27 protein-coding genes are annotated in these 25,489 nt (G+C 28.8%); 5 read left to right on the top strand and 22 right to left on the bottom strand.

Annotation, left to right across the window (positions count from 1 at the left end):
- Positions 1–2 precede the first annotated feature (2 nt).
- Complete coding sequence (locus ACD570_RS03565; protein ID WP_337207258.1) at positions 3–1,529, top strand: inorganic phosphate transporter; 1,527 nt, start codon at positions 3–5, stop codon at positions 1,527–1,529.
- 56 nt (positions 1,530–1,585) lie between these two features.
- On the opposite strand, the gene ACD570_RS03560 is transcribed toward ACD570_RS03565, so the two are convergent.
- The 22 genes from ACD570_RS03560 to ACD570_RS03455 form a co-directional block, all read right to left on the bottom strand.
- Positions 1,586–2,755 (bottom strand): metal-dependent hydrolase, encoded by a 1,170-nt coding sequence (locus ACD570_RS03560; RefSeq protein ID WP_417904412.1) that lies wholly within the window; start codon positions 2,753–2,755, stop codon positions 1,586–1,588.
- An 8-nt stretch (positions 2,756–2,763) separates the two neighbouring features.
- Positions 2,764–3,660: an NAD(P)H-dependent glycerol-3-phosphate dehydrogenase gene (locus ACD570_RS03555; RefSeq protein WP_200280942.1), complete on the bottom strand. Its 897-nt coding sequence runs from the start codon at positions 3,658–3,660 to the stop codon at positions 2,764–2,766.
- A complete protein-coding gene (gene gatB, locus ACD570_RS03550) occupies positions 3,660–5,078 on the bottom strand; it encodes an Asp-tRNA(Asn)/Glu-tRNA(Gln) amidotransferase subunit GatB (protein WP_417904411.1) in 1,419 nt (472 codons plus the stop codon). Before gatB ends, ACD570_RS03555 begins: the two co-directional genes overlap by 1 nt.
- Positions 5,079–5,180: 102 nt before the next feature.
- Entirely contained in the window at positions 5,181–5,378 is a 198-nt protein-coding gene (locus ACD570_RS03545; protein WP_200280936.1) for a hypothetical protein, read from the bottom strand.
- Positions 5,375–6,055: a F0F1 ATP synthase subunit A gene (locus ACD570_RS03540; protein ID WP_200280932.1), complete on the bottom strand. Its 681-nt coding sequence runs from the start codon at positions 6,053–6,055 to the stop codon at positions 5,375–5,377. Before ACD570_RS03540 ends, ACD570_RS03545 begins: the two co-directional genes overlap by 4 nt.
- An 89-nt stretch (positions 6,056–6,144) precedes the next feature.
- On the bottom strand, positions 6,145–6,420 hold the full coding sequence (locus tag ACD570_RS03535) for a hypothetical protein (protein WP_337199117.1): 276 nt from the start codon (positions 6,418–6,420) through the stop codon (positions 6,145–6,147).
- On the bottom strand, positions 6,404–6,787 hold the full coding sequence (gene fliS / locus ACD570_RS03530) for a flagellar export chaperone FliS (RefSeq protein WP_200280926.1): 384 nt from the start codon (positions 6,785–6,787) through the stop codon (positions 6,404–6,406). The genes ACD570_RS03535 and fliS overlap by 17 nt, the downstream gene beginning before the upstream one ends.
- Positions 6,788–6,798: 11 nt before the next feature.
- Positions 6,799–8,766 carry a flagellar filament capping protein FliD gene (fliD, locus tag ACD570_RS03525; RefSeq protein WP_337210482.1) on the bottom strand — a complete coding sequence of 656 codons (1,968 nt, stop codon included), beginning with the start codon at positions 8,764–8,766 and terminating at the stop codon, positions 6,799–6,801.
- A gap of 2 nt (positions 8,767–8,768) precedes the next feature.
- Positions 8,769–9,131, bottom strand: coding sequence for a FlaG family protein (locus tag ACD570_RS03520; RefSeq protein WP_417904410.1), 363 nt, complete (start codon positions 9,129–9,131; stop codon positions 8,769–8,771).
- 151 nt (positions 9,132–9,282) lie between these two features.
- On the bottom strand, positions 9,283–11,088 hold the full coding sequence (locus ACD570_RS03515; RefSeq protein ID WP_337210480.1) for a menaquinone biosynthesis decarboxylase: 1,806 nt from the start codon (positions 11,086–11,088) through the stop codon (positions 9,283–9,285).
- A complete protein-coding gene (hemC, locus tag ACD570_RS03510) occupies positions 11,085–12,011 on the bottom strand; it encodes a hydroxymethylbilane synthase (protein WP_200280914.1) in 927 nt (308 codons plus the stop codon). The genes ACD570_RS03515 and hemC overlap by 4 nt, the downstream gene beginning before the upstream one ends.
- Positions 12,008–12,391 carry an integral memnbrane protein gene (locus ACD570_RS03505; protein WP_200280911.1) on the bottom strand — a complete coding sequence of 128 codons (384 nt, stop codon included), beginning with the start codon at positions 12,389–12,391 and terminating at the stop codon, positions 12,008–12,010. The genes hemC and ACD570_RS03505 overlap by 4 nt, the downstream gene beginning before the upstream one ends.
- Positions 12,388–14,097 carry a proline--tRNA ligase gene (locus ACD570_RS03500; protein ID WP_417904409.1) on the bottom strand — a complete coding sequence of 570 codons (1,710 nt, stop codon included), beginning with the start codon at positions 14,095–14,097 and terminating at the stop codon, positions 12,388–12,390. Before ACD570_RS03500 ends, ACD570_RS03505 begins: the two co-directional genes overlap by 4 nt.
- Positions 14,084–15,379: a glutamyl-tRNA reductase gene (hemA, locus tag ACD570_RS03495; protein WP_337202787.1), complete on the bottom strand. Its 1,296-nt coding sequence runs from the start codon at positions 15,377–15,379 to the stop codon at positions 14,084–14,086. The genes ACD570_RS03500 and hemA overlap by 14 nt, the downstream gene beginning before the upstream one ends.
- The gene (locus ACD570_RS03490; RefSeq protein WP_417904408.1) at positions 15,379–16,272 is read right to left on the bottom strand and encodes a polyprenyl synthetase family protein; all 894 of its coding nucleotides are present in this window, start codon (positions 16,270–16,272) and stop codon (positions 15,379–15,381) included. Before ACD570_RS03490 ends, hemA begins: the two co-directional genes overlap by 1 nt.
- An 18-nt stretch (positions 16,273–16,290) precedes the next feature.
- Positions 16,291–16,821 carry an exporting protein gene (locus tag ACD570_RS03485; protein ID WP_337210477.1) on the bottom strand — a complete coding sequence of 177 codons (531 nt, stop codon included), beginning with the start codon at positions 16,819–16,821 and terminating at the stop codon, positions 16,291–16,293.
- Positions 16,821–17,084, bottom strand: coding sequence for a DUF2018 family protein (locus tag ACD570_RS03480; protein ID WP_417904407.1), 264 nt, complete (start codon positions 17,082–17,084; stop codon positions 16,821–16,823). Before ACD570_RS03480 ends, ACD570_RS03485 begins: the two co-directional genes overlap by 1 nt.
- 112 nt (positions 17,085–17,196) lie before the next feature.
- Positions 17,197–17,751: a 2-oxoacid:acceptor oxidoreductase family protein gene (locus ACD570_RS03475; protein ID WP_200280893.1), complete on the bottom strand. Its 555-nt coding sequence runs from the start codon at positions 17,749–17,751 to the stop codon at positions 17,197–17,199.
- Positions 17,748–18,593 (bottom strand): 2-oxoglutarate ferredoxin oxidoreductase subunit beta, encoded by an 846-nt coding sequence (locus ACD570_RS03470; RefSeq protein WP_200280890.1) that lies wholly within the window; start codon positions 18,591–18,593, stop codon positions 17,748–17,750. Before ACD570_RS03470 ends, ACD570_RS03475 begins: the two co-directional genes overlap by 4 nt.
- A 1-nt stretch (position 18,594) precedes the next feature.
- Positions 18,595–19,719, bottom strand: a complete 1,125-nt coding sequence (locus ACD570_RS03465; protein ID WP_337210476.1) for a 2-oxoglutarate synthase subunit alpha — start codon at positions 19,717–19,719, stop codon at positions 18,595–18,597.
- 10 nt (positions 19,720–19,729) lie between these two features.
- A complete protein-coding gene (locus ACD570_RS03460; protein ID WP_200280883.1) occupies positions 19,730–20,041 on the bottom strand; it encodes a 4Fe-4S binding protein in 312 nt (103 codons plus the stop codon).
- A gap of 678 nt (positions 20,042–20,719) precedes the next feature.
- Positions 20,720–23,266 carry an AsmA-like C-terminal domain-containing protein gene (locus ACD570_RS03455; protein ID WP_417904406.1) on the bottom strand — a complete coding sequence of 849 codons (2,547 nt, stop codon included), beginning with the start codon at positions 23,264–23,266 and terminating at the stop codon, positions 20,720–20,722.
- Here ACD570_RS03455 and mltG point away from each other — a divergent pair.
- The 4 genes from mltG to fliE all read left to right on the top strand — a co-directional run bounded on the left by mltG (position 23,181) and on the right by fliE (position 25,485).
- Positions 23,181–24,179, top strand: coding sequence for an endolytic transglycosylase MltG (gene mltG / locus ACD570_RS03450; RefSeq protein WP_374260414.1), 999 nt, complete (start codon positions 23,181–23,183; stop codon positions 24,177–24,179). The genes ACD570_RS03455 and mltG overlap by 86 nt on opposite strands.
- A gap of 64 nt (positions 24,180–24,243) precedes the next feature.
- Positions 24,244–24,675, top strand: coding sequence for a flagellar basal body rod protein FlgB (flgB, locus tag ACD570_RS03445; RefSeq protein WP_200281873.1), 432 nt, complete (start codon positions 24,244–24,246; stop codon positions 24,673–24,675).
- Between the two features lie 9 nt (positions 24,676–24,684).
- Positions 24,685–25,179, top strand: a complete 495-nt coding sequence (flgC, locus tag ACD570_RS03440) for a flagellar basal body rod protein FlgC (RefSeq protein ID WP_137623555.1) — start codon at positions 24,685–24,687, stop codon at positions 25,177–25,179.
- Between the two features lie 6 nt (positions 25,180–25,185).
- The gene (fliE, locus tag ACD570_RS03435) at positions 25,186–25,485 is read left to right on the top strand and encodes a flagellar hook-basal body complex protein FliE (RefSeq protein ID WP_200281870.1); all 300 of its coding nucleotides are present in this window, start codon (positions 25,186–25,188) and stop codon (positions 25,483–25,485) included.
- Positions 25,486–25,489 lie beyond the last annotated feature (4 nt).

The following is a 25,489-nucleotide window of genomic DNA, read 5'->3' as shown; positions in this document are numbered from 1 at the left end:
TTATGCAAAAAGATAATATTATAGCTTTTGTTATATTTATCATAAGCGTTGCAGCTTTTATTATTTGGGGATTTAATTATATATCTCAACACCAATTAATACTTTTTATACTTGCCTCAATTTTTGGTATATTTATGGCTTTTAATATTGGCGGCAATGATGTTGCCAACTCTTTTGGGACAAGCGTTGGAGCTAAAACAGTGACTATCAAGCAAGCTCTTCTTATTGCTGCAGTTTTTGAATTAAGCGGGGCTATTTTTGCAGGTGCTGAAGTTACTCAAACTATACGTAGTGGAATTGTAATTTTTCCCAAAGAATTTAATCCTATGCTTTTTGTTTCCATTATGCTAGCTGCCCTTCTTAGCTCTGGACTTTGGATCTTTATAGCTACTAAAAAAGGTCTGCCAGTATCAACTACACATAGTATAGTAGGTGGAATTGTTGGTGCAAGTATTATGATGGGACTTTTAAAATTTGATGGCTCTCAAACTCTTTCTATGGTTAAATGGAGCGAAATTATAAAAATTGTTATATCTTGGGTTGCCTCTCCTTTACTCGGAGGATTGGTTGCTTATTTAATCTATGTTTATATTGATAAAAAAATACTTAAACCTTCCGAAAAATTAAGCGAAGATTTAAAAAATATCAAAAAAGAAAAAAAGAAATTCAAAGAAAATTATTTTTTAAGTCTTAAAAATAAATCAACTGAAGAACAAATCAAAGAACTCTCAGCAATTGCTTTAGATGATGAAGAACAAGAAAATAATTTTTATAAAAATAAAATTAAAGAATTTAAAGAAAGAGAAAAAAATATAGATATATATTCTATCTTAAAAACTCATATGCCTATAGTTGCATGCATTAGCGCAGCGATCATTTCAGCAATGTTTTTATTTAAAGGCTTAAATAATGTAAGCACTTTAGATATTTTACAAAATTTTTGGATTATAGGGATTTTGGGAATAATTAGCTATGTTATAACATTTGCTATTGTAAAAATTGTCAAAAAAAATGAGTTAAATAAAACAACTGATAGACTTTTTTCATGGTTTCAAATTTTTACTGCCTCAAGTTTTGCTTTTTCTCATGGAGCCAATGATATAGCTAATGCTATCGGACCTTTTGCAGCTATTTTGGATGTTCTTAAAAATGCAACCATTAATGCCAAATCACCCGTACCTTTCGCTGCAATGGCAATGTTTGGAGTTGCCTTAGTTGCTGGACTTTGGTTTTTAGGAAAAGAAGTAATCGCTACAGTAGGATCAAAATTAGCTACTATTAAACCAACAACCGGTTTTAGTGCAGAACTTGGAGCTAGTATCGTTATACTTTTAGCTACTCAATTTGGAATTCCTGTAAGCTCTACTCATATTTTAATTGGCGCAATTTTAGGCATTGGTGTATATAATAAAAATGCAAATTGGAATTTAATGAAACCAATAGGCTTAGCATGGATCATCACCTTACCTGCTGCAGGAATTATGGCGGCAATTATATTCTTAGGATTTAAATTTATTTTAGCAATTTAATAAATTGCTAAAATAAAAAAATAATTTATTAATTAAAATTTAAAACTAATATTTTATTAAAGTATTCTACCTTTAATCATATGCATTTTAACTTTTCCAAATAATTTGTCCTTTTTATAAAGGGAACTTTTTGGAGTAGAAATTTCTTCTTGTTCATCAATAAATATTAAATTAGCATCTTTTCCTATTTCTATAACTCCAGCATTTAAACCTAAAAATTCATTAGGATTTTTACTAGTAAAATTGCAAAGTTCTTTCCAAGTTAAAAAACCATTTTTAATGAAAAAAGTATAACAAAGGCTTGCAAAATCACATATTCCATCGATCCCAAAAGCCGCTTCATCAAAAACTAATTCTTTTAAAAAAGAAGATTTAGGACTGTGCATAGAAGTTAAAAATTGAATTTTTCCTTCTTTTAAAAAATTTCTCAAAGATTCCTTATCATGAATGCTTCTTAAAGGAGGATTTAATTTAGCTGCTGTATTAAAATTTTCACAAGCGCTATCATCTTTAATCAAATGATGAACGCTAACTAATTTAAGATCGTTTTTATCTAAAATTTCAATAGATCTTTTAAGACTCAATAAATCAAAAACAATCTTAACCCCATAAAATTTAGCAATTTCCTTCATTTTTGCAACTTCGCTTGTTTCAGCAACCGAACTCATTCCAATAAGACCTAAATTAAAGCTAGTTTCACAATCATTCATCATTCCTCTATCGTCAAAATCACTATCATTACAGTGAACAAAAACGAAACTATCTTTCATTAAAGCATATTGCATAGCTACACGTAAAATATTTGCATTACTAGAACTTTTAAGTTCTAAAGTATGAGCCCCTTTATTTAAAAGTGTAGCTAAATTTTTAATTTTTCCTTGAGAATTTAAAACGCGTACACTTGAAAAAAAATTTATTTTTCTAGAATTTAAATTTTGTAAAAAAAGAGAAAAAGTTTCTTCATCAAAATCCATACAATCACGCAAAACAACAGCGCTAAAACCATTATCTATGCATTCTTGTTCCAAAGATGATAAATGATCCAAAGAAAACTTATCATCTTTTAAACTAACACCTAAATCGACAAAAGAAGGCAATAAAGTCATTCCTTTAGCATCTAAAATCTCATCATCTTCTAAATGAGTATCTATTTTTACTATTTTTCCATTTTGAATTAAAATATCTTGTAAATCTTGACCATAAATTCTAGCATTTTTAATAAGCATTTTAACTCCTATTTTTTAGCTTTTAATAATTCTTGCACTGCTTTTTTTACATCTTTACCTTGTAAAATTTGCACAACTTCGCGCACTATAGGTGTATAAATTTGATTTTTTAAGGCTATTTTTTCTATAGCATAAGCTGTTTTAACTCCTTCTGCAACTTCTCCTAGATCTTTTAAAATATCATCTAATTTTTGATTTTTAGCAAGTGCTAAACCTACACGATAATTTCTAGAAAGCTGACTCGAAGCAGTTAAAAATAAATCTCCCGCTCCACTAAGTCCTAAAAAAGTTTCTTCTTTAGCTCCAAAAAAATTTCCAAAGCGGTGCATTTCTATAAGTCCTCTTGAAATAAGAGATGCTCTTGCATTATGACCCAAATTTAAACCATCGCTTACTCCGCTAGCAATAGCCAAAACATTTTTATAAGCTCCACAAATTTCTGAACCTCTTACATCATCACCTATATATGTTTTTATAAAATCAGGAAAAAAAGTTGTAAATTCTTCACAAATTTCAAGATTAAAACCACTAACAACCAAAGCACAAGGTAATTTTTTCTCAACTTCTGCTGCAAAAGAAGGACCGCTTAAAACACATACTTGATCATGATTTACAAATTCTAAAAAAATTTCATCTAAAAATTTACAAGTTGAAGTTTCTATGCCTTTGGAGGCAATTAAAATTTTTTGACCTTGATTTTTAAAATGCTCTTTAAGCCACTTATGAATTCCTTGAGAACTTAAAGCAAAGACAAGATAATCACATTTTAAAGCAGTATCCAAATCAACAAAATGCATTAAATTGCGTTCAGAGCGAGAAGTAATTAAACAAGTATTTTTTACATTAAAAGCATGATATAAAGCACTGCCCCATTTTCCCGCTCCAATAACTGCAATTTTGCTCATTAATCTAACTTTGATTTTAAAATTTCATTTACTTTTGAAGGATTAAAAGCTCCTTTACCTTCTTTCATTACTTGACCTACAAAAAATCCAAAAAGCTTATCTTTACCACTTTTATATTCTGTAACTTTATCATCATTTTCTTTTAAAATTTTCTCAATCACTGCTTCAATTGCCGAATCATCGCTTACCTGCTTTAAGCCCAATTTATCAATAGCTTCATCAATATTTATTTGAGTATTTTCAAATACATAAGCTAAAACTTCTTTGCCTGCTTTAGCGCTAATAACACCTTCTTCTATACGTTTTATTAATACTCCAAGTTTTTGTGCATCTACTGGAGAATTTTCTATAGTTAATTCTCCTTTTAAAAGCCCCATTAATTCTGTATTTAGCCAATTAACACAAAATTTAGGATTTAATTTTTGAGCAATTAAATTTTCAAAAAAGCGACTCATTTCAAGCGAACTAATAAGCACTTCTGCATCACTTTCCTTGATGCCTAATTCTTGAATATAACGTTTTTTCTTATCATCGGGCAATTCAGGAATTTCAAGTTCCAAAAATTCATCTTTAAGCAAAACTGGTAAAAGATCAGGATCAGGAAAATAACGATATTCAGCAGCTTCTTCTTTTCCTCTCATTGAACGAGTAGTTAAACTATTTGTATCAAAAAGTCTTGTTTCTTGCACAACTTCTTTTTCATAAGTTCCATCTTCCCAAGCTTCACTTTGACGCTTTACTTCATAGTCAATTGCCTTTTGTATAAAACGAAAAGAATTAAGATTTTTAATTTCAACTCTTGTATAAAGTTTAGTATCTCCTTTAGGGCGAATACTTACATTTGCATCACATCTAAAACTTCCTTCTTGCATATTTGCATCTGAAATATCTAAAAAACGTATAATAGAATGAAGTTTTTTAAGATAAGCAACTGCTTCATCGCTACTTCTTAACTTAGGTTCGCTTACAATTTCAAGCAAAGGAGTTCCAGCGCGGTTTAAATCTACTTTAGAAAAATTACTTTCATGGATATTTTTTCCTGCATCTTCTTCTAAATGTGCCCTAGTAATACCTATACGTTTATTTTCGCCATTTATATTGATGAAAAGTTCCCCGTTTTCAACTATAGGAATATCAAATTGAGAGATTTGATAAGCCTTAGGTAAATCCGGATAAAAATAATTTTTACGATTAAAAACACTCTTTTTATTAATAGTAGCATTTACAGCTTTTCCGAAAAAAATCGCTTTTTTAACTGCTTCTTCATTTAAAACAGGTAAAGCACCTGGCAAAGCTAAACAAGTAGGACAAACATTGGTGTTAGGAGTTTCTCCAAAAGAAGTTGCACAAGAACAAAAAATTTTTGTCTTAGTATTAAGTTGAGTATGAACTTCAAGTCCTATAACTACTTCAAACATTAAATTTCCTCGATACTTAAATTGTCTTTAGCATTATTTTAACATTATTTTCTTTCAAAATGACTTTAAAAAATAAAAAGTAATTATTAATTATTAAAAAAATTAATGAGAAATATTATTTAACTTATTTTTAAGTTGATAGTTTTCTATCAGTAAAATAAAAATTAAAGTTAAAAGAAAACCTGGAGTCAATCCTAAACACAAATATATATAAGAATTAAATTTAAAAAACATCAAAAGTGCACCAAAAAGCATTAAAGCCAAAGATGCACCTTTGAAAAATTCCAAAATATAAATCAATGACCTTCCTCTATCTTAACAGCACCTGCTAGATATACATAAGTTAAAATCATAAAAATAAAAGCTTGCAAAAAAGCCATAAAAGTTAAAAGTACGTAAGCAGGAAGTGGCGCTACATAAGGGACAAGAGCTAAAATAACCATTAAAAATAAATCATCTCCTTTAATATTGCCAAAAAGACGAAACGATAAAGAAATAACGCGAGAAAAATGAGAAACAATTTCAATTGGAAACATTAAAGGTGCTAAAAATTTAATAGGTCCCATAAAATGAGAAAAATATCTCACCACGCCTTGGGTTCTTATTCCTTCAAAATGATAATAAACAAAGACAATAATTGCCAAAGATAAAGTTAAATTTAAACTTGCTGTTGGAGAGTGAAAACCGGGAATAATACCTATAACATTGCTAAAAAATATAATAATACCTAAAGTAGCTACCAAAGGAAGATATTTTCTAGCATTTTTTTCATCTCCTAAGGTATCACGCCCCATGGAAAGAACACCCTCTAAAAAAGCTTCGCCTAAATTTTGCAAACCACGAGGTATAAATTGCATAGAACTTGTAGCTTTATAAGCAATAATTACCGCGATAAAAGCTACTAAGCCCAAATGAAAAAAATAAGAAAAAGTATGACTTGAATCAAATAAAGAACTGAATAAAAATAAATCTTTCATAATTTCCTCAGAATTTTTTATAAAAGCTTATTCTAGCACTGCCTTGCTTATAATTTAATGAAAATAATTTTTTTATTTAATCATCAAAATTAAGCTTTAAAATATTTTAAAGCTTTCTGAAATTTTTGAATATCATGAGCTTTGTTGTCTTTTTTTATTACAATTAAATTTATAGCTTCTTGCAATAGAGCCTGAATTTGATTTAAGGTAAGATTTATATTTTTTCTAAGCTCGTCATCATTTTTAGATTCTTGGGCTATATTGACCGCAAAGTCTTTTAGATTTAAATCATCCAAAAGACTATCTAAATTTTCTATATTTTCTTGTATTAAAGCGAGTTTAAAATCATCAAGCCATTTCTTCATTATTATGCACATCTCTCCAAGCTTCCAATAAACCCTTAGTTACATTAATAACCTCATCAATTCTTGCTTCATTATTTTCTAAATTTGCCAAAGATAGAAGTTGAATTTCTCTAGTATAAAGGCCACTTAAATAATGTGCCACTTCTCCACCTTTTTCATAATCTAAAGTATTGATTAATTCTATAAAAATAGCTGTAGTTCTTTTAACAAAATAAACTCTTTGCTCTATATCTTCATTTCTAATAGCTACTTTAGCCCTAGCACAAAAACGCAAAATGCCCTCATAGAGCATTTCGATCAATTTTTGAGAAGATTCTATCCCTACTTGATTTTGGGAATAAGCATTATAAGCCAAACTATTTTGCATCGATATTTTCCTTAATTATTTGAATTATTTGCAGCATTAATCATATTTGTAACTGTGGTCAACTGCTGATTAAGTTTATTTAAAATACTTTCATATTGTAACCACTGATTTGCCATTGTATCATATCTTGCATCGATCATATCTTGAGCTGATTTTTTTGATTCATTTAAAGATTTAGTATCATTAGTTAAACTCTCATCATATTTAGTCAATGAACCATTTGTTCCTGTCATCCCTTGAAGTGTTGATTTAAGTTGAGCAAAGATACCTTTACCTTCTATAGGTTTTGCAGCTATAGTGGTTTCACTTAAACCAAATTGTTTAAGAAATTCTGCATCTCCTTTAATTGAAAAATCAGAACTTCCATCACCACTAAATTTAAGTTTAAAACCTTTTTCTCCGTTTTTATCATAACTTTCTACTTTTACCTTTAAACCATCTATACCGAGACTATTGATATGACTGGCTAAATTTTGGAGCATTTCTTCTTCGGTTTTTCCTGTAAGGACAAAATTGCTTCCATCAGTTGTTTTTGATACGTCATAAGTTTGACCACCAAAAACTATAGTAAATTTACCTTTTTCAAAAGTAAGACCTTTATTTTCCTCGGTTTCTCTAGTTACTCCTTCCTCTTTGGTTAGATATTTATCTAGGCTACCTGTTTTAATTAAATCGCCTGTATAATTAATATCTTCATATTGAGTAATACCTGAAAAAAAACTTTCCGCAAAATCAGGATTTTCTTTTACCTTGCTTTCAAATTTAGAAGAATCAAAACTTAAAGTCCCGGCATCATTTAAAGTTAAACCAAAATCTTGCATAGAAAGCATAACCGTAGTATTAACTTTATTACCATTATCATCGATTACAGTTCCGCTAACTGATTGAGAATCAAACAAAGCTGAAATGATACTTGAACGTATAGAATTTACCTCAGTTACACCTTGTAAGGTTCCTTTGGTTCCTGTTTCAGAATTATAATCAGTAGCAGCATTAAGATTAGTTACTAAATCATTATAAGCATCTACTAATTCTTGCATAGCCTTGGTTACAGCTTCATTATCTTGCTGAACATCAAAATCAATTTCTCCAGTTTTATTTAAAGTTAAAGTAAGTCCAACGCCAAGATCTGTCACGGTATTGCTTTGGCGTATCATTTTAATTCCATCAAGTGTAAATTCAGCATTTTGTGCTTTTTGAATATGTAAAGGATTATCTTTATCATCAATAATTCCCAAACCTTTTTTATCCTTAGATGGATCAAAACTTCCTATATCTGTTGATTGTTCATTAAGTTGCCAACCAAGACTTTCAAAAATACCCTTTGCATTTTCATCAAATTCATATTTTCCCTCAGCATTTTTTCCTCCAGGATAAAAACTTATAGCACTATCCTCACCAGTTTCTTTACTGGTTAAAGTTAAGCGATAAGGAGCATCTTTTTCACCTGTATTTACAATCTTTGCAACGATCTCACCACCTGTAGCATCATTAATTTTATCAGCCAAATCTCTAAAAGTTGTATTTTTATCAACCGTTACAGTGTATTCTTTACCATTAGAAAAAAAGGTTAAATTTGTTGGTGTTTCTAATTGAGAATTTATAAAACCACTGTCATTTGCTAAACCTTTGCTCTGATAAACATCTTTTTGAGCAAGTTGAGTTACATTGATCTTCATACTTTGTAAAGATACACCACTGCTAGCTGTTAGGCTTGCTGGAGGATTAGTGGTAACACTAGCACTTACTTTTCTTTTTGCAAAAGCTGTTGCATCTGCTAAAGAAGAAACTGCTGTTTGAAATGTAAGCAATTTTGTTTTTATTTCAGTTAAATCTTTTTGTTTAGTTGAATTTTCTTCTATTTTTTTTGTATAAGGATCTACTCTAGCTTTTTCTTCTGCTTGCTTTAATTTATCTAAAGTATCTTGAGTTAAAACTCCAGATCCAAAACCCAAACTTGATAAACTACCAAATGCCATTTTTAACTCTCCTTATCAAAAATCATACCAATTGCATCTTTAAAATATTCTGCCAATCTCATAGCCTCTTCACTAGGAATTTTACGAATCTCTCTTCCTGTGCTTTTTTCAGTTACGCTAATGTACATTGAACCTGTTTTATCGCTATATCCAAAACGAACATTCGTATCTAAAGAATCCATTTGTTCGTTTAATTTTTTCGTAATATCTGCTAATTTAGCATCCAAATTTTGCTGATTATCATCGCCTCCTTGGCTTTGTTTTTCAGCGTGAATATCTGAACTAGCTTTTTGCACCTTATCTGCTCTTTGACTCATATTAGTCAAAACCATATCCATTTTTTCATTTGCCTTCGAAATTTCCATTTTAAAATCCTTTTTAAAATTTCCTCTATTGCTAGTTAAACTCTACATCGGCAAAAAAATAATTTTATGAATACTTTTTTAATAAAAATTTTAAAATTTTTATATATTTTGATATAAGCAAAAAGCGTTCCAAAATAAAAATTATTTTTATCTAACCCATAATTTCAAATTTTTTAAATAATTCAGGATCATTGTCTAAAATATTACGCAAAATTAGATCTTTTATAACATTTTCGTTACAATCGGTTTGCTTAGGCCAAGCTCTTGTATAATCCTCAGTTTCATCTTTAGCACTTGCATCAATAGCCAATCTATCTTCTTGTATAAATAAATCTCTTTTTGCATCAATATTATTTACAACACGCCAAACAAGCATATATGGATTTTCTAATTTATTGTTTGTATCTAAAAAAACTAAAATTCTAAAATATTTTTTAAATTTCAATAATCTTTTAAAAACTTGAGAATTTTTTTCTTTTTTATCAAGCAAAATACAGACTATAGGACTTTTACATTCTTTATAAAATTGCTTTAAAGAAACAAGTTTTACTTCAGAATTGAAAAGCTCAAATAATTTTTCATCTTCTAAAATTTCAAGCTCTTCTATCTCATTTTTATCACAAGCATCAAGCCCTGCTTTGCCACCAAAACAAGAATTAGGAGAAGCATGATCAAGTTGATCACAAATTCCTTCACTTATAAGTAATTTTTGTACACAAAAACGATTAAGAATATAAGGAATTAATGCATCATAATCATCCAACTTAGGTGCATCTTTATCAACAAAAATCGCATGTTTAACAAAACTCATTTGCCCTACTCCCCAAAAAGCATGCATAATTTGTTGTGCATGTGCGGGATATTTTGTATCAATTTTAGCTAAAATTAGATTATGAAAAACTCCATTTTCTGGCATTTTATAATCAATCAAATCAGGAACGGAAGTTTGCAAAAGAGGCAAGAAAATACGCTCAGTTCCAAGCCCCATAATTCTATCTTCCAAAGGAGGCTTTCCTACAACAGTTGCTTGATAAATAGCATCTTTTTTAGCATAAATTTTTTCAACTTTCATAACAGGAAAAAGCTCTGCTGGAGTATAAAAACCCGTATGATCTCCAAAAGGTCCTTCTATTTTAAATTCTTCTAAGTCCACATAACCTTCTATAACAATATCACTATCAAAAGGGACAAAGACTCCATTTTCACAAGGTGTTAATTTAGCAGGAGTTTTTTTAATAAAACCATAAAGCAAAAGTTCAAAAATTCCTTTTGGTAATGGAGCTTGAGAACACCAAATATAAAGTGGATCTCCGCCAATAGCTATACTAACAGGCATTTTTTTAAAACCTGCTTTTTTATACTCATGATAAAAATTTGCCCCATCTTTATGGATTTGCCAGTGCATTAAAAGTTCATTTTCTCCGCTAACTTGCAAACGATACATTCCAAGATTATTTTGAGTTTTATCTAAATTATGAGTATAAACTTGCCCCATTGTTATAAATTTACCAGCATCATCTTCCCAAGTTTTAAGTATAGGGAGCTCTTTAAGGGAATTTAAAATTTCATAATTATAAAGTGCTTTATTGATGCCCAATCTTTTAGGTGGAACATTTTTTAAACTCAATAAATTCATAAAAAAATCAATTTTAGCTCTAAAATTAGTAGGAATATGAAGTTTGGTTAAATGTGAAATTTCGTTAGCTACCTCATTAAAATCTCTTCCAAAAGCTAAATTTAAAGCTTTTTTATTGCAAAAAGTATTCATTAAAACTGGAAATTTATATTTTTTTTCTAATTTTTTATCAATAGGGTTTTTAAAAAGTAAAGCTTTGCCATTCTCTTCTTTTTTTGCCTCTATATAAGCTAAATGTGCTATTTCAAGATCTACATCCACAGGCTCTTCAATAATCTTTAATAGATTATTTTCCTTTAAGACTTGGATAAAATTTTTCATATCATACCCTCTGCTTTTTTTAATAACTCTTTAGCACCTTTGTTTATAAATTCTTTAGCCAAAATTTCACCAAATCCTTTAAATTCATTTTTTTTAATTATTCTTTTATCTTTTAAAATTTCACTCCCATCAGGTAAACCAAGTATGGCACGGATACAAATCATATCTTCATTAAGTTCTGCATTGATTCCTATAGGAACTTGACATCCACCCTCTAAAGTAGCAATAAATTCTCTTTCTATAGTTGTTTCTATTACGGTGTTTTCATCATTTAGGCATTTTAACAAATTTAAAATTTTTACATCTTCAACACTCTCAATACCTAAAGCACCTTGAGAAGCCGCAGGAATGAGTTCATCTTTACTAAATTCATAAATAAAATTAACTTCTTTATCTAATCCTAAACGCTTAATACCCGCCAAAGCAAGGATAATAGCATCAAAATCACCTTTTTTTAATTTCTCTATGCGAGAGTTTACATTTCCACGTAAAGAAATAATTTCCAAATCAGGTCTTAACAATAAAAGTTGCATTTTTCGTCTAAGGCTTGTTGTGCCTATTTTTGCACCTTTAGGTAAAGAAAGGAAATTTTCATATTTTTGACTCAACATCGTATCATTACTTTTTTCTCTTTTGCTCACTGCTGCTAAAACTAAGCCCTTTGGAAAAAAACTTGGAACATCTTTTAAACTATGTACTGCTAAATGCGCTTCATTTCTAAGCATACTTTCTTCAAGCTCTTTAGTAAAAAGCCCTTTGCCACCGATCTTGGCCAAGGGAGAATCAAGTAAAATATCTCCTTTTGTTTTAAATCCTTCTAATATAACATCTATATTATGTTTATTTTTTAAAATCTGTGCAATGTGTTCACTTTGCCAAAGGGCTAAAGCGCTTTTTCTTGTGGCTATAATTAACTGATTCATTTTTCATCCTCTATAATTTCAACATCAATGATTTCTTCACTAGAATTTCGATTTTGTCTATGAGTATATTTTGTTTTAGTGGCTATTTTTAAAAAAATGCCGAATAAAAAAATTAAAAATCCAATAAAACTTGTTAAAACTCCTGGAAAAACAAGTAAAAATCCAGCAATAACAAAAGAAAATTGCGTCAGCATATTTTTAAAACCTAAAATTTGAAATTCAAGCATATTTTTCCAAAAAATTCCCAAAAGTACAACACCAAATATCATACTTGCCAAAATAAAAATTAAAAAATTTCCAAAACCAAAAAATATAATAAATAATAGACTAAAAATAAATTCTATAACAAATAAAGGACTTAACTTAAGTTTATAACTCATGATATTCTCTTCTTAATAATCTCTATAATATTCTCTATTTTAATAATTTCTTTACTTAAATTTTCTCTTTGTATAAGTTCTATTTCATTGTTTTGCAACCCTTTTCCAATCACTAAAGCATAAGGAAAACCCATTAATTCAAAATCATTCATTTTTACACCAAAACGTTCATTTCTATCATCAAGCAAAACTTCGATTCCTAAATTTTGCAGTTGCTGATAAATTTGATATGCAAATTGACAAGCTTGCTCATCTTTTATATTAGATATAATGATATCGATAACAAAAGGAGCCAAAGTTTGACTCCAAATGCAACCTTTTTCATCATGACTAGCTTCAATAGCAACAGCTACTAAGCGAGAAACTCCAATTCCATAACAACCCATATAAAATGCCTGAGCTTTTCCATTTTCATCTAAAAAATGTGCATTCATAGCCTTAGAATATTTTTGTCCAAGTTTAAAAATATGTCCTACCTCTATACCTTTGCTTTTTTTTAATTTACCACCGCATTTTAAACAACAATCATTTTCTTTAACTTCCACCAAATCTTTAAAACGATCTTTGTTTAAATTTACAACATCAATTCCTATTAAATGATAATCTTTCTCATTGGCTCCAATAATCATTTGTTTTTCATTTTCAAGCTCTTGATCAAGATAAAAATCTATATTTTTAAGTCCTACAAATCCAATAAAACCAGGGACTAATCCAGCATTAAGCAATTCGCTTTCATCTACATCAATAAGTTCTAAAGCTTTACAAGCATTTTGCGCTTTGACTTCTTGTAAATCATCACATCCACGTATAAAAAATACAACCAATTTACTTTCATGTTCATAAATAGCTTTTTTTACTACTGCTTTAATAGTATAAAATTCATCAATCTTGAAAAAATCAGCCAATTCTTTAATACTTTTAACACTAGGTGTATGAAATTTGCTTGCATAGCTAGCTTCTGGACGATCTTTATCGCAAGTTTTTTTAGCTCTTTTTGCTGCTTCAATATTTGCCGCATAATCACAATTTTCACAAAGTAAGATATCGTCTTCTCCATTTTTTGCTAAAACCATAAATTCTTTAGATCCGCTGCCGCCAATTGCTCCACTATCAGCCTCAACGGCTCTAAAATCAAGTCCCATTCTTTTTAAAATATTAGAATAAGTCTCATACATAAGGTTGAATTCTCGTGCCAAATCTTCTTCATTTTGATGAAAACTATAACTATCCTTCATTAAAAATTCTCTACATCTTAAAAGCCCAAAACGTGGACGTGCTTCATCTCTAAATTTCCAACCAATTTGATATAAATGTAAAGGAAGTTGTTTATAACTTGTAATTTTATTTTTAACCAAAGAAAGCATAGCTTCTTCATGGGTTGGCCCTAAAACAAAATCATTTTCTTTTCTATCTTTAAAACGCAAAAGTTCTTTTCCAAAAATATTATAACGTCCACTTTCTTGCCATAAACTAGCCGGAGTAACAAAACTAAGATTCACTTCTTGCGCACCAGCTTTATCCATCTCTTCTTTAACTATAGTACGAATTTTATCTAAAACTCTTTTTCCTAAAGGCAAAAAGTTATAAAGTCCACTACCAATTTGCTCTACAAAACCAGAACGAACTAAGAAAATATGGCTTGGTAAACTTGCATCTTTAGGAGTTTCCCTTGTACTTGGTGCATATAATTGACTAAATTTCATCATTATTCTCCATGTTAAAATCACATTTGTATTGATTTAAGCCCTCAAGATTATTTTTCAAATCAAAAACATATCTCATAGCATTAATAACTGTATCGCTTTGAATTTTTCCTTGAAGATGTTTTAAATTTATAGTTGGATTGTGCAAAAAAGCTTTAAAAGTTTGATGAATTAGTTTTCGTGCTTCGTTTTTATCAGAATGCTTTAAATAGCCTTTTTTTACAGCAATATCAAGTTGTTCATTTGCACATTCTTTAGCCTTAAGACGTATAGCTTTAATAATTGGATTTAAAGCTAAATCATTTAAATATCTAAAAAAATCTGATGTTTCTTGTCCTATGATTCCATAAGCCATACGTGCTTCATTTTCTCTTAAAGCTAAATTTTTTTGAACAACAGCTTGAAGATCGTCCACTGCGAAAACAAAAATTTTATCATTTTCTTTAATATCAATATCACGTGGAACAGCAATATCAAAAAAATATCTTTTATGGGAGACTTCTTCAATTAAAGCATTAGTAATAATGGCATGAGTTGCATTAGTAGCTGAAAAAAAGAGTTCGTATTGATTTAAGTACTGTTTTAAATTTTCTAAACTATCGTATTGATGTAGGCCATCTAACTTTTCACAAAGTAATTTAGCCTTTTGTATATCACGATTTAAAATAATAATCTTAGCTCCGCTAGCAATTAAATGCTTGGCTGCAAGTTCAGCCATCTCTCCAGCTCCTATAATCACAGCTTTTTTTTGAGTTAAATCCAAAAGTTCTTTTGCTCTGGCCACAGCAACACTAGCAACTGAAATGGGATTTTTGGAAATTTGAGTTTCTGTACGAACTTTGGCAGCACATTTAAAAGCACAATGCAAAGCTCTTGAAATATGAGTTTTGCAAAATTCATTCTTTAAGGCAAACGAAAAAGCATCTTTAATCTGTCCTGCAATTTGAGTTTCACCAACAACAAGACTATCTAAAGAACTTGCTACTGAAAAAAGATGGTGTATCGCTCCACTATCCTCAAATATATCAGCTTTTTTAAATAATTCATCCTGGTCAACATCACACAATAAAGCTAAGGTTTTAATAATATATTCTGAACAAGCATTTTTAACAAAAGCAATAATCTCTACACGATTACAGGTACTAATTATCAAGCTTTCCTCAATGCTTTCATGTGTATTTATAATACGTAAAAATTCATACTTTTTTGCTTCATCTGTAAAACTTAACTTTTCTCTTAAGGCAAGATCGGTATTTTTATGAGTAAAAGAAACGCAATAATACATTAAAAATTCCTATCTATCATTACTTTTACAATATCTTTTAATTTTTGATTAGAATATTCCTCTATAGCATCAATTGCCTTTTTAGCATATTCTTTAGCTTCTAAGATAGATTTTTCCAAAATAGATTTTTCTTTAAATTGAGTATTTATCCATATTTTTTCTTGTTCGTTTAAATCTTTTTGAAACATTGTTTTTAATTGATTTTTTCCTTTTTGATCTAAACTTTCAAAAAGATATATATAAGGCAAAGTAACCTTCCCTTCTTTAAAATCTGCCATAGAAGGCTTACCTAATGTTTTTTCATCACCTTTAATATCTAAAATATCATCGACCATTTGAAAAGCAAGTCCTAAATTTTTTCCATATTCTCCAAAAGATTTTTCATCTAAGCCAGCCAAAATAGCTCCACATTTTGCACTTGCTTCAATTAAAATTGCTGTTTTATTATAGATCATGGTTAGATATTTATCTTTATCGGTATTAAAATCTTGACTTAAATTAACATCCATAAGCTCACCTATAGAAAGCTTTACAACTGCATCAGAAATTATGCTTGCAAATTGAGTATTTATTTGGCTTAACTCATAAAAAGCCTTAGAATATAAAATATCTCCTAGCATTAAAGCATTTTTTGTCCCAAATTCTGAATTTATAGATTTTACCCCTCTTCTTAACTTACTCTCATCAATAATATCATCATGTAATAAACTAGCCAAATGTATAAGCTCAATAACTGCACAGATTATTAAAGCTTCTTTGCTTTCTCCTGAAATAGCTAAAAGCAATTTAGAACGCAATTTCTTCCCTGATTTAACATGCAAAAGCATTTCTAATATGGGTGCGTAATTTAGCTCTTTTAAAAATTTTTGTATTAAATCGTCTATTGCCTGCACATTCAATTCCTTGTTTTACTATTTATCCCAGCTTGTCAATGGTTTAACTTGTGGTTGATTAAAATTAATCATAGGGACAACTTGATCATTTTGCGGTGGATTTGAAAGCGGTGTTTTTCTTGGATCTAAAAATTCCACCATCACACGAGACTCCTTATCTTCAATATAAACTGTAAAAGTTGCTAAACCTTTATTATAGCCACTAAATTCTAAAATAAGCCTTGCTCTATCTATATGTGGATTTGTATAATCAGGAATCAAAGTTTGCGTAACCCAATCCAAATTTCTTCTTAAACTCATCACAAATTGTCTTGGATATTTGCGAAATTTAGATTGAACAATAATATTTGTATTATCAAACAAAGTCCAATAAAAATCAAAATTTTGAACCTTATCTTCATAACCGATTTCTTTAATTTGAATACTTGCTCTTTGATCTTTTTTAAGAACAAACTTATAAGTATATTCAAAGACAGGAGCTGCATTTAAATGATTTTTAAATACTAAAACAAGCAATAAAATAAAAAATAATTTCAATGATTTTTGCATTAGCCCTCATGTCCTAAAATTTTGGCTCCCAAATCTATATAAATATCATTTAATCTTTGCTCAATTAAATCTCCATTTTCAAGTATAAAATTTTTAACATCTATTTCATTTAAACCCTGTTTTTCTAAAAGTTCAATCATGCTTATATATTCGGCAAAAAAAATCTCAAATACTTTTTCTAAGGCTCCTAAATTACCATTTTGTATAATTTCTAAAAATTTTTCTTTAGGAGTTTTATTAAACATTTCATCAAAGATATCCATTATTTTCCTTGAAAATAGTAAGTTTTTGATTATAAAATTTTAATCGTTAAAAGTAGCTAAATTATAAAATCTTTAAGTTATTAAATTTGGGGCAATCCCCAAAAAATCATTGTTAAATAGATTTGCTCTCTTTAGCGTATTTAAGTCCTAAATCAAAAGCTTTAGAATTTGCATCACGAGTTTTTGGCGGAACCATATGAAGCATTGTTTCTTTTAAAACATCTAAGTCAATGCATTTACTCATATAAGCGGCAATAGCCAAAGCCACAACAGATTGAGTTGCAACATTACCTACCTCATCCTTAGCTATAGTAATAATTGGAATTTCAAAAATTTGCCATCTTTTATAATCTTCATTTTCAGGATGCACTAAATTAGGTTCTACAACAATAATTCCACCTTCTTTTACACCTCCACGAAAGCCCTTATATCCTTTATCAGCAGTTGAAAGCATAAAATCAACCTCTCCCTCCACAGCATAAGGAAAAAGAATTTCTTTATCATCTATAATAATATCTACTTTTGTAGGTCCGCCTCTTACTTGAGAAGTGTAAGTAGATGCTTTAAAAGCTTGACGTCCTTCTTTGATTGCAGCTTCAGCTAAAATCTCTCCTGCGGTGATGACTCCTTGTCCACCTTCTCCACCGAATCTTAATTGATATTTCATTTTAAAGCTCCCAAATCAACCATTCTTTTTTCCTTAGCTGCACGACGCACTTCTTCATAGGCTTGACAATATTCTGGCTGAGAATTATCTTCATATAAAATTCCAGTTGGAAATTTATCTTTTCTTTCTTCAAAATCCATACTTTCAAATTTAGCTTTTTCTACAACACGACTTTTAATCCAATCAAGCATTGCAGTTGCTTCTCCCATTTTATTTTTTCTTCCTAGATTGATATGACAATTTGAAAAAACATCCACAAAGCTATAACCTTTGTGTGATAAAGCTTTATAAATTAAATTTTCAAGCTTATTTGCCTCTATCACATTTCCTCTTGCAACAAAAGAAGCTCCTGCAGCTTTCGTTAACTCGCAAGCATCAAAATTTGGATCAATATTTCCAAATTGTGCTGTTACAGTATAAAAACCTTTAGGAGTTGTTGGAGAAGTTTGTGAATTTGTAAGACCATAAATAAAATTATTAATTACTATATGAGTTAGATCTATATTCCTACGACAGCCATGTATAGTATGATTTCCACCAATTGCTAAAGTATCGCCATCCCCGCTAACCACAATTACATGTTTCGTTGGATTTGCTAATTTTATTCCTGTTGCATAAGCAATAGCTCTACCATGTGTAGTATGCACAGTATTACAATTAACATAAGAACTCATTCTACCGCTACAACCAATTCCTGAAACAAGACATACATCATCCATATTCCAACCAAGTTTTTCAATCGCACGAATAATACATTTTAAAACAACACCATCTCCACAGCCCCAGCACCATTGAGTTGGAAGCTTATCGGTTCTTAAATATTCATCATAATTAAATGCCATTTTATATATTCTCCTTCACTTTAGCAATAATTTCACTAGGGGTGATAGGACGACCATTTGCACGATGCAAGCTAATAAAATCACGACGTGAACTCACCCTTTCAATCTCTTCAAGATATTGACCCATATTTAATTCTGTTACCATAACTTTTTCAAATTGACTCACTACTTTAGCTATTTTTTTCTCCGCTACAGGATAAAGAGTAATAGGACGGAAAAGACCTACTTTAATTCCATCTTCTCTAAGTCTTTGAATAGCTTCTTTTACCGATCGACTTACGCTTCCATAAGCTATAATTAAAAATTCAGCATCATCAAGCATGTATTCTTCATAAGTACAAATATCTTCACGATTATTATTAATTTTACCTATAAGTCTTTCTATATTTTTTTTCACTATAGCACCATCTTCTGTTGGAAAACCAATATCACCATGATGAAGTCCCGTTACATGATAGCGATAACCTGTAAAAAAAGGATTAAGAGTTGCAGCTTCATTTTCGCCAGCTGCATAAGGCTTATAATCTTTTTTATCGCCTTCAAATTTTTTTCGATTATAAATTTTAATATCTTTTAAATCAGGCAGTACCGCTTTACCATTCATATGACCTACAGTTTCATCCATAAGCAAAAATACTGGTGTCATATATTTTTCAGCTAAATTAAAAGCTCTAATAGTTTCCAAATAAGCTTCTTTAAGCGAAGCGGGTGCAATAGCTATACTCGCAAAATCTCCATGAGTTGGAGCTTTTGCCTGAAATAAATCCCCTTGTGCTACACGAGTTGGTAAACCTGTTGAAGGACCTCCACGCATAACATTAACTATGACTAATGGAATTTCAGCTATAAATGCGAGTCCAATTTGCTCTGCTTTTAAAGAAATTCCTGGACCACTACTTGCTGTCATAGCCTTTACTCCACTCATTGCTGCGCCAATAGCAACACTTATCCCTGAAATTTCATCTTCCATTTGTATAAAAGTTCCATCATTAGCTGGAAGCAAATGACTTAATTCATGAGCAATTTCACTACTTGGTGTAATAGGATATCCTCCAAAAAATTTACAACCACAATCGATGGCAGCCTGTGCAATTAAAACATTACCTGTTGCTATAACTTCTCTCATTGTTTTTTTCCTAAGCTAATTTTTTATATTGATTATTTCTAACAGCCAAAGCTCTATCTTTAGCTTCTGGTGTAAGTTTGGCAAATTTAAATTCATCTCTTTTAGCCACCATAATAGCAAAATCAGGACAATGCGTTTCACATTCAGTACAACCTATGCAAGATTCTGGATGAACCACCTCTATCATTTGTCCTAAAACAGCATGCACATCATCACGCATAGCTAAAACACCTGCTGGACAATAACTTACACAAATATTACAAGCTTTACATCGATGCTCATCTACCCATACTGGAGTATCTTTTGGAGCTTTTAAACTCATTATTTCTTTCCTTATTTTTTTAATTCTTGATTTATTATATCTAAAATAATTCAAACTCAACTAAGAAATTTCTAAAATCATTTTTAATTTTTTCCCTATAAACAATATTAAATCAAAAATAATTCTAGTTTTTATTTTTTCCAAACATCTAATTAATATTTATAATTTCAAATACGCTATCTAAGATCGAATTCTACAATCATTCAAAGATTTTATTAATTTCAAATTTAAGCTCAAACTCAAACATTAATTTTTTCTTTTAAATTTAATTACTCACCTATTTTTATTCTTGTATTTAAATTATGCATTATCTAAATAAATTCTACGATAATAGCATTCTTACTAGAAAAAGAATTATTTTAATAATTCTTTTTTATTTTATCCCTCTTAATTAAATAAGCATACCAACAAACGACCATACTTTAGAATGGCTTCAACTCTTTTATTCTTGGCTAAAAGTATAAGCTAATTTATATAATTACATATGATAATTTTATTTTTATCTTCATTACTAATTTTGTATTGTATATATTTTTAATTAATTTTTATTTTTTGAGTAATTTTGTAACATATAGCTTTTATTTTAGTTTGCTTAATAAACTCAATAATCTTAAATGAAATATTTATAAAAATGCATAGAATGGCAAGAGAGTTTATTTTAAGTTAAAATAAACTCTCTCAATCAAATAAATTTTTAGGCAATTGTATGATATTTTTAATCAAGTTAAACGGAGTTTTTAAAGTATCAGTTAAAATTTGAGTATGAAAATTCGGATTATCGATTTTTCCATCTACTTTGATATTTGTACTTATTTCTTGATTTTTCCCCAAAATGACATAATTTAAAATTGGGACTTTTGAAATGGTTTCAGAGGCTGATTTTAAAGTTTTTAACTCTAAATTTAAATCTATAGTATCAAGACGCAAATTAGCACTGCCCAATCCATAAATATCAACACTATCTCCATTTAAATTAATAGCACTAAAGCTTAATAAATCTTTTTTTCGATTAAAAATAACTTTTCCATTTTGAAATTTTAAACCTTTTTGATTAAAAGTTGGAGTTTTAAACATCAATAAACTAGGAACTGTATCTATAAATGAAATCAATTGATTAACACCTTTTAAATCTTTTACAAAAGTATTTTTAAAATCAAATTCTCCATCAAAATACTCAAGACCACTTCCAACAATACTTAGATTAAAAATTCCATCTTGCACAGCTTGCTTTTGTAAAAATTCATTTAAGTATTGATCATTTATATTTTTAACAAAAAATTTTAAATCATCTGGGCTATAGTAAAAATTTAAATTTGTATTTCCTCTTGAACCTTGAACATTTAAGATATTCTTATCTAAATTTATCTCCAATTTATCAAAAGCTAAAGTTTTATTCATATCAGCCAATATCAAAGCACAATTGGCTCCGCCAAAAATAATATTTTGTTTATTGGTACTGATATCAAAACTATTTGGAGAATTTTTTTGTTTTTTATAAATATAAGTTAAATTTTTTACCTGTATTTCTTTTTTAAGTGAAGATATTGTAGCACTTATAAGATCACTTTGTGTATTAATATATATAATATCATTTTTTCTTACAATACTAAAACTATCTTTATTGTAAGGTGTTTGGTTGTTGATAAATAAATTATGGTTAAAACTAACATCTTGTGCTTGCAAATCAAAATCTTTAAAATCTAAACTTTTAAAATAAACACTTTCAGCTCCATTAAAACCAAAATCTTTAAGAATTTTAGAATAAGAAAATAAAATATTAGGATTATTTAAATTAAATTCTAATCCATTTTTAAAATTAGCTATTAAATTCCATTCTGGTATAGTTAATAAATCTTGATTTAAATCTAAATTAAGAGTAATATTTTGATTTTCAATATCCAATAAATCATCATCGAAATGCAATTTATAAAGTTGGATATTAAAAATTCCTTGTTTTTCCTTTAAATTAATTTTAGCATTTATATTAGCTTTTAAATATCGATTTTCTATATCAGCATTTTCTATACTTAAATCATCTTGAGTTAATTTAATCAATCCCTTGGAAATATTCATATCAGCCAAAGATATATTAGCACTATTTAAATAAAATATTCCATTATGAAGAAATTGCCCTTTCTCGTGAAAATCAATTTTAAGTTCCAAATCTGCCTTAACGGTTCCGCTTTTTTGATAAAAAGGCAAGTTAAGATGATAATTTTTCAAAGCTTTTTCAAGCTTTTCATCTAATTTCAAATTATCTGATTTTATTCGCAAATAAATTCCAGCTTTTTCTTCGTTGAAAATATCATATAAATAAACTTTACTTTGACTTAAATCTGCTCCATCATAAGAAGCCTTATTAAATTGCAAATCCAACTTTTGCTGACTTAAATTTAAATCAACTCTTGGAATTTCAATAGCATCCATATTATTTTCTAAACGAACTCTGACTTTATCAATATATCCTGAAGCACTTATATTATCAAAATAATAATTATTTTGTTTAAAATCTATAAAACCTTGCAAAAAATCTAAATGATAAAATTCTCCAACAACATTTTTAAATATCCACTGATCTAAGGCTTCATTTAAAACAAAATCCCTTCTGATTATAGTTGCTATATTTTGTATATTTGTTGCATTAAGATCACTAATTTGATAAAGTAATTTATTATCTTTATAACTTATTATACTTTTAAAAGTTAAATTATCACTATTTGCATTTAAATTTAAATTATAAAAATTACTTTTTGTTTTTATTTCAAAAAAACCGTTTAAATTTAAATCGTATTTTTTTAGCTTTAAAGAATTAATTGTTCCTGATAAATTACCATTGTTTACAGTAAAGGAAGCTTTTAAAAAAAGATCATTACTGTCTATAAAATAATCACCGTCTTTAAATAAAATTTTTAATTTTTGATTTTTAAAATATAAATTTCCAATATTTACTTCTTCAACAAAATTATATAAATATTTTAAATTTTTCATCATTTTTAATAAAGTTTTAGAATCAAAATTAGAATTATTTTCTGAAGTATCATTAAAATTTAAAGCAATATTTTTTGCTCGAAAAATAAGTTTTTTATCTAATTTAATATATAATTGCTGAATTTTTAAAAAATCAAATTGGATGCTAGAAATGAATATTCCATTTTTTAATACTAAAAACATAACCGAAAACAACACAAATAATATTACTAATATATATAATATTTTCTTTTTCATACGTAACTTCTTATTGATATTTATTATGGGAATTTGTTATTATTTAATTCAACCCTTAAAAAGCGATTCTGTCATTTTTATACCAAAAGGCTCTATTGCTCAGATTATATCATATCTTAAAGAAAAAAAATATGAAATGAGCACTATTGATAAATATATTTTATTTTTTTTAGGGCATCCGCAATCTGGATGGATTGATCTGGGAATGCAAAAATTAAATAGAATAGATTTTTTATACAAATTAACCGTAGCTAAAGCTGCACTTGAAACAATTACATTAATTCCTGGGGAAACAAGTATTATTTTTTTAGATCAAGTCTCCAAAAAATTAGACCTCAATAAAGAAACACTTTTATCTGAATTTCAAAAACAATCTCCCTATCCTGAAGGAGTTTTTTTACCAGAAACCTATGAAATTCCAAAAGGAATTTCAGAAAGCTTATTAATACAAAATTTACTTGCTATTTCTGAGAAATCAAATCAAATCACTTCTAAAAAAATTTTTGGAGAATATAATCGTAAAAAATGGCATCAATATATTATAGTAGCCTCAGTGATTCAAAAAGAAGCTGCCAATGAATCAGAAATGCCTATAGTTGCAAGCGTAATTTACAATCGCCTTAAAAAAGGTATGAAGTTACAAATGGATGGAACTTTAAACTATGGTATTTATTCTCATGAAAAAATTACACCTCAAAGAATCCGACAAGATAAAACATTTTATAATACATATAAATTTGAAGGTTTACCAAAAGAAGCAGTTTGTAATGTTTCTTTGGCTGCAATTCGTGCAGCTATTTTTCCAGCAAAAACGGATTATTTATATTTTGTACGCGATAAAAAAACTGGAGTTCATATTTTTACAAGCAATTTAAATGATCATAACAAAGCTATTAACTCGCAAAAAAAATAGATAAAAATTTAAAGTTGGAACAATATTTGCTTATAAAGTTTTAAAATAATAAAAAGGATAAAAAATGATCGACCCATTCAAATCAAAAGAACTTGTTACTAGTGCTTTAGCAGGTAGAAATCTTAGAAATCAATTGATTAATGCTAATCTTGCAAATGTCGATACTCCTTTTTATAAATCAAGAGATATAGAATTTGAAACTGCTTTAGTGCATCGTGCTAATGAAATTTTTAAAAAAAATGATGATAAAGAATTAAAATTAGCTGTAACAGAAAAAGGTCATCAAGAACCTTGGAAATTTCCAGATCCTAATAAATCAACCATTTATTTAAGAGATGGTCATTTAGCAAGAAATGATGGCAATACAGTAGATTTAGATGTTGAAACTACAGAAATGAGCAAAAATACAGTTATGATTACAGCTCTTGATGGGGTTTTAAGAAAACAAAGTAGTATATTTAGCTCCATACTTGATGCAAGTTCTAAATTAAGTTAAAGGTAAATTATGGCATACTTAAGTGATTTTGATATTAGCGGATATGGTTTAAGTGCTCAACGTTTTAGAATGAATGTTATTAGCTCCAATATAGCTAATGCAAATACAACTAGAACAGCAGAAGGCGGACCTTATAGAAGACGCGAAGTGATCTTTAAGGCAACAGATTTTGATAAACTTTTGAATGAACAAATCAGCAAGGATAATAATTTTTTAAAATATGAAAATCCTTTAAACGATCCAGATTCTCCAGAAGAAGCTAAACCGGCTATTCAAAGTGTAGTTGTGGATAAAGTTGTAAGAGATGATAAAGATTTTAGAATGAAATATGATCCAAGTAATCCTGATGCAAATGCTGAAGGTTATGTGGCTTATCCTAATATTAATCCTGTAATTGAAATGGCTGATTTGATTGAAGCAACAAGAGCTTATCAAGCTAACGTCAGTGCTTTTACAAGTGCAAAAACTATTGCACAAAGTGCAATTGATTTATTAAGAGGATAATAGAGAATGAATAACATTAATGATTTAAGATTAAATAATATTTCAAAAACAAATTCAAACCAAAATATACAGCAAAATAATATTGGTGACGAATTTGCTAAAATGCTTAAAAATGAAATTGATGATTTAAATAAAGCCCAAAAAACTGGTGAAGCTGCTATGACAGATATTGCCACAGGGCAAGTTAAAGATTTACATCAAGCTGCTATTGCTATTACCAAAGCTGAAAGCAGTATGAAATTTATGCTAGAGGTTAGAAATAAAGCTATCAGTGCTTACAAAGAAATTACAAGAACTCAAATTTAAATTT

Source organism: Campylobacter sp. LH-2024 (assembly GCF_048270605.1).
Lineage (GTDB): Bacteria > Campylobacterota > Campylobacteria > Campylobacterales > Campylobacteraceae > Campylobacter_D > Campylobacter_D molothri.
The sequence above is the reverse complement of the archived record's forward strand: the minus strand, read 5'-3'. Positions and strand labels throughout refer to the sequence as shown.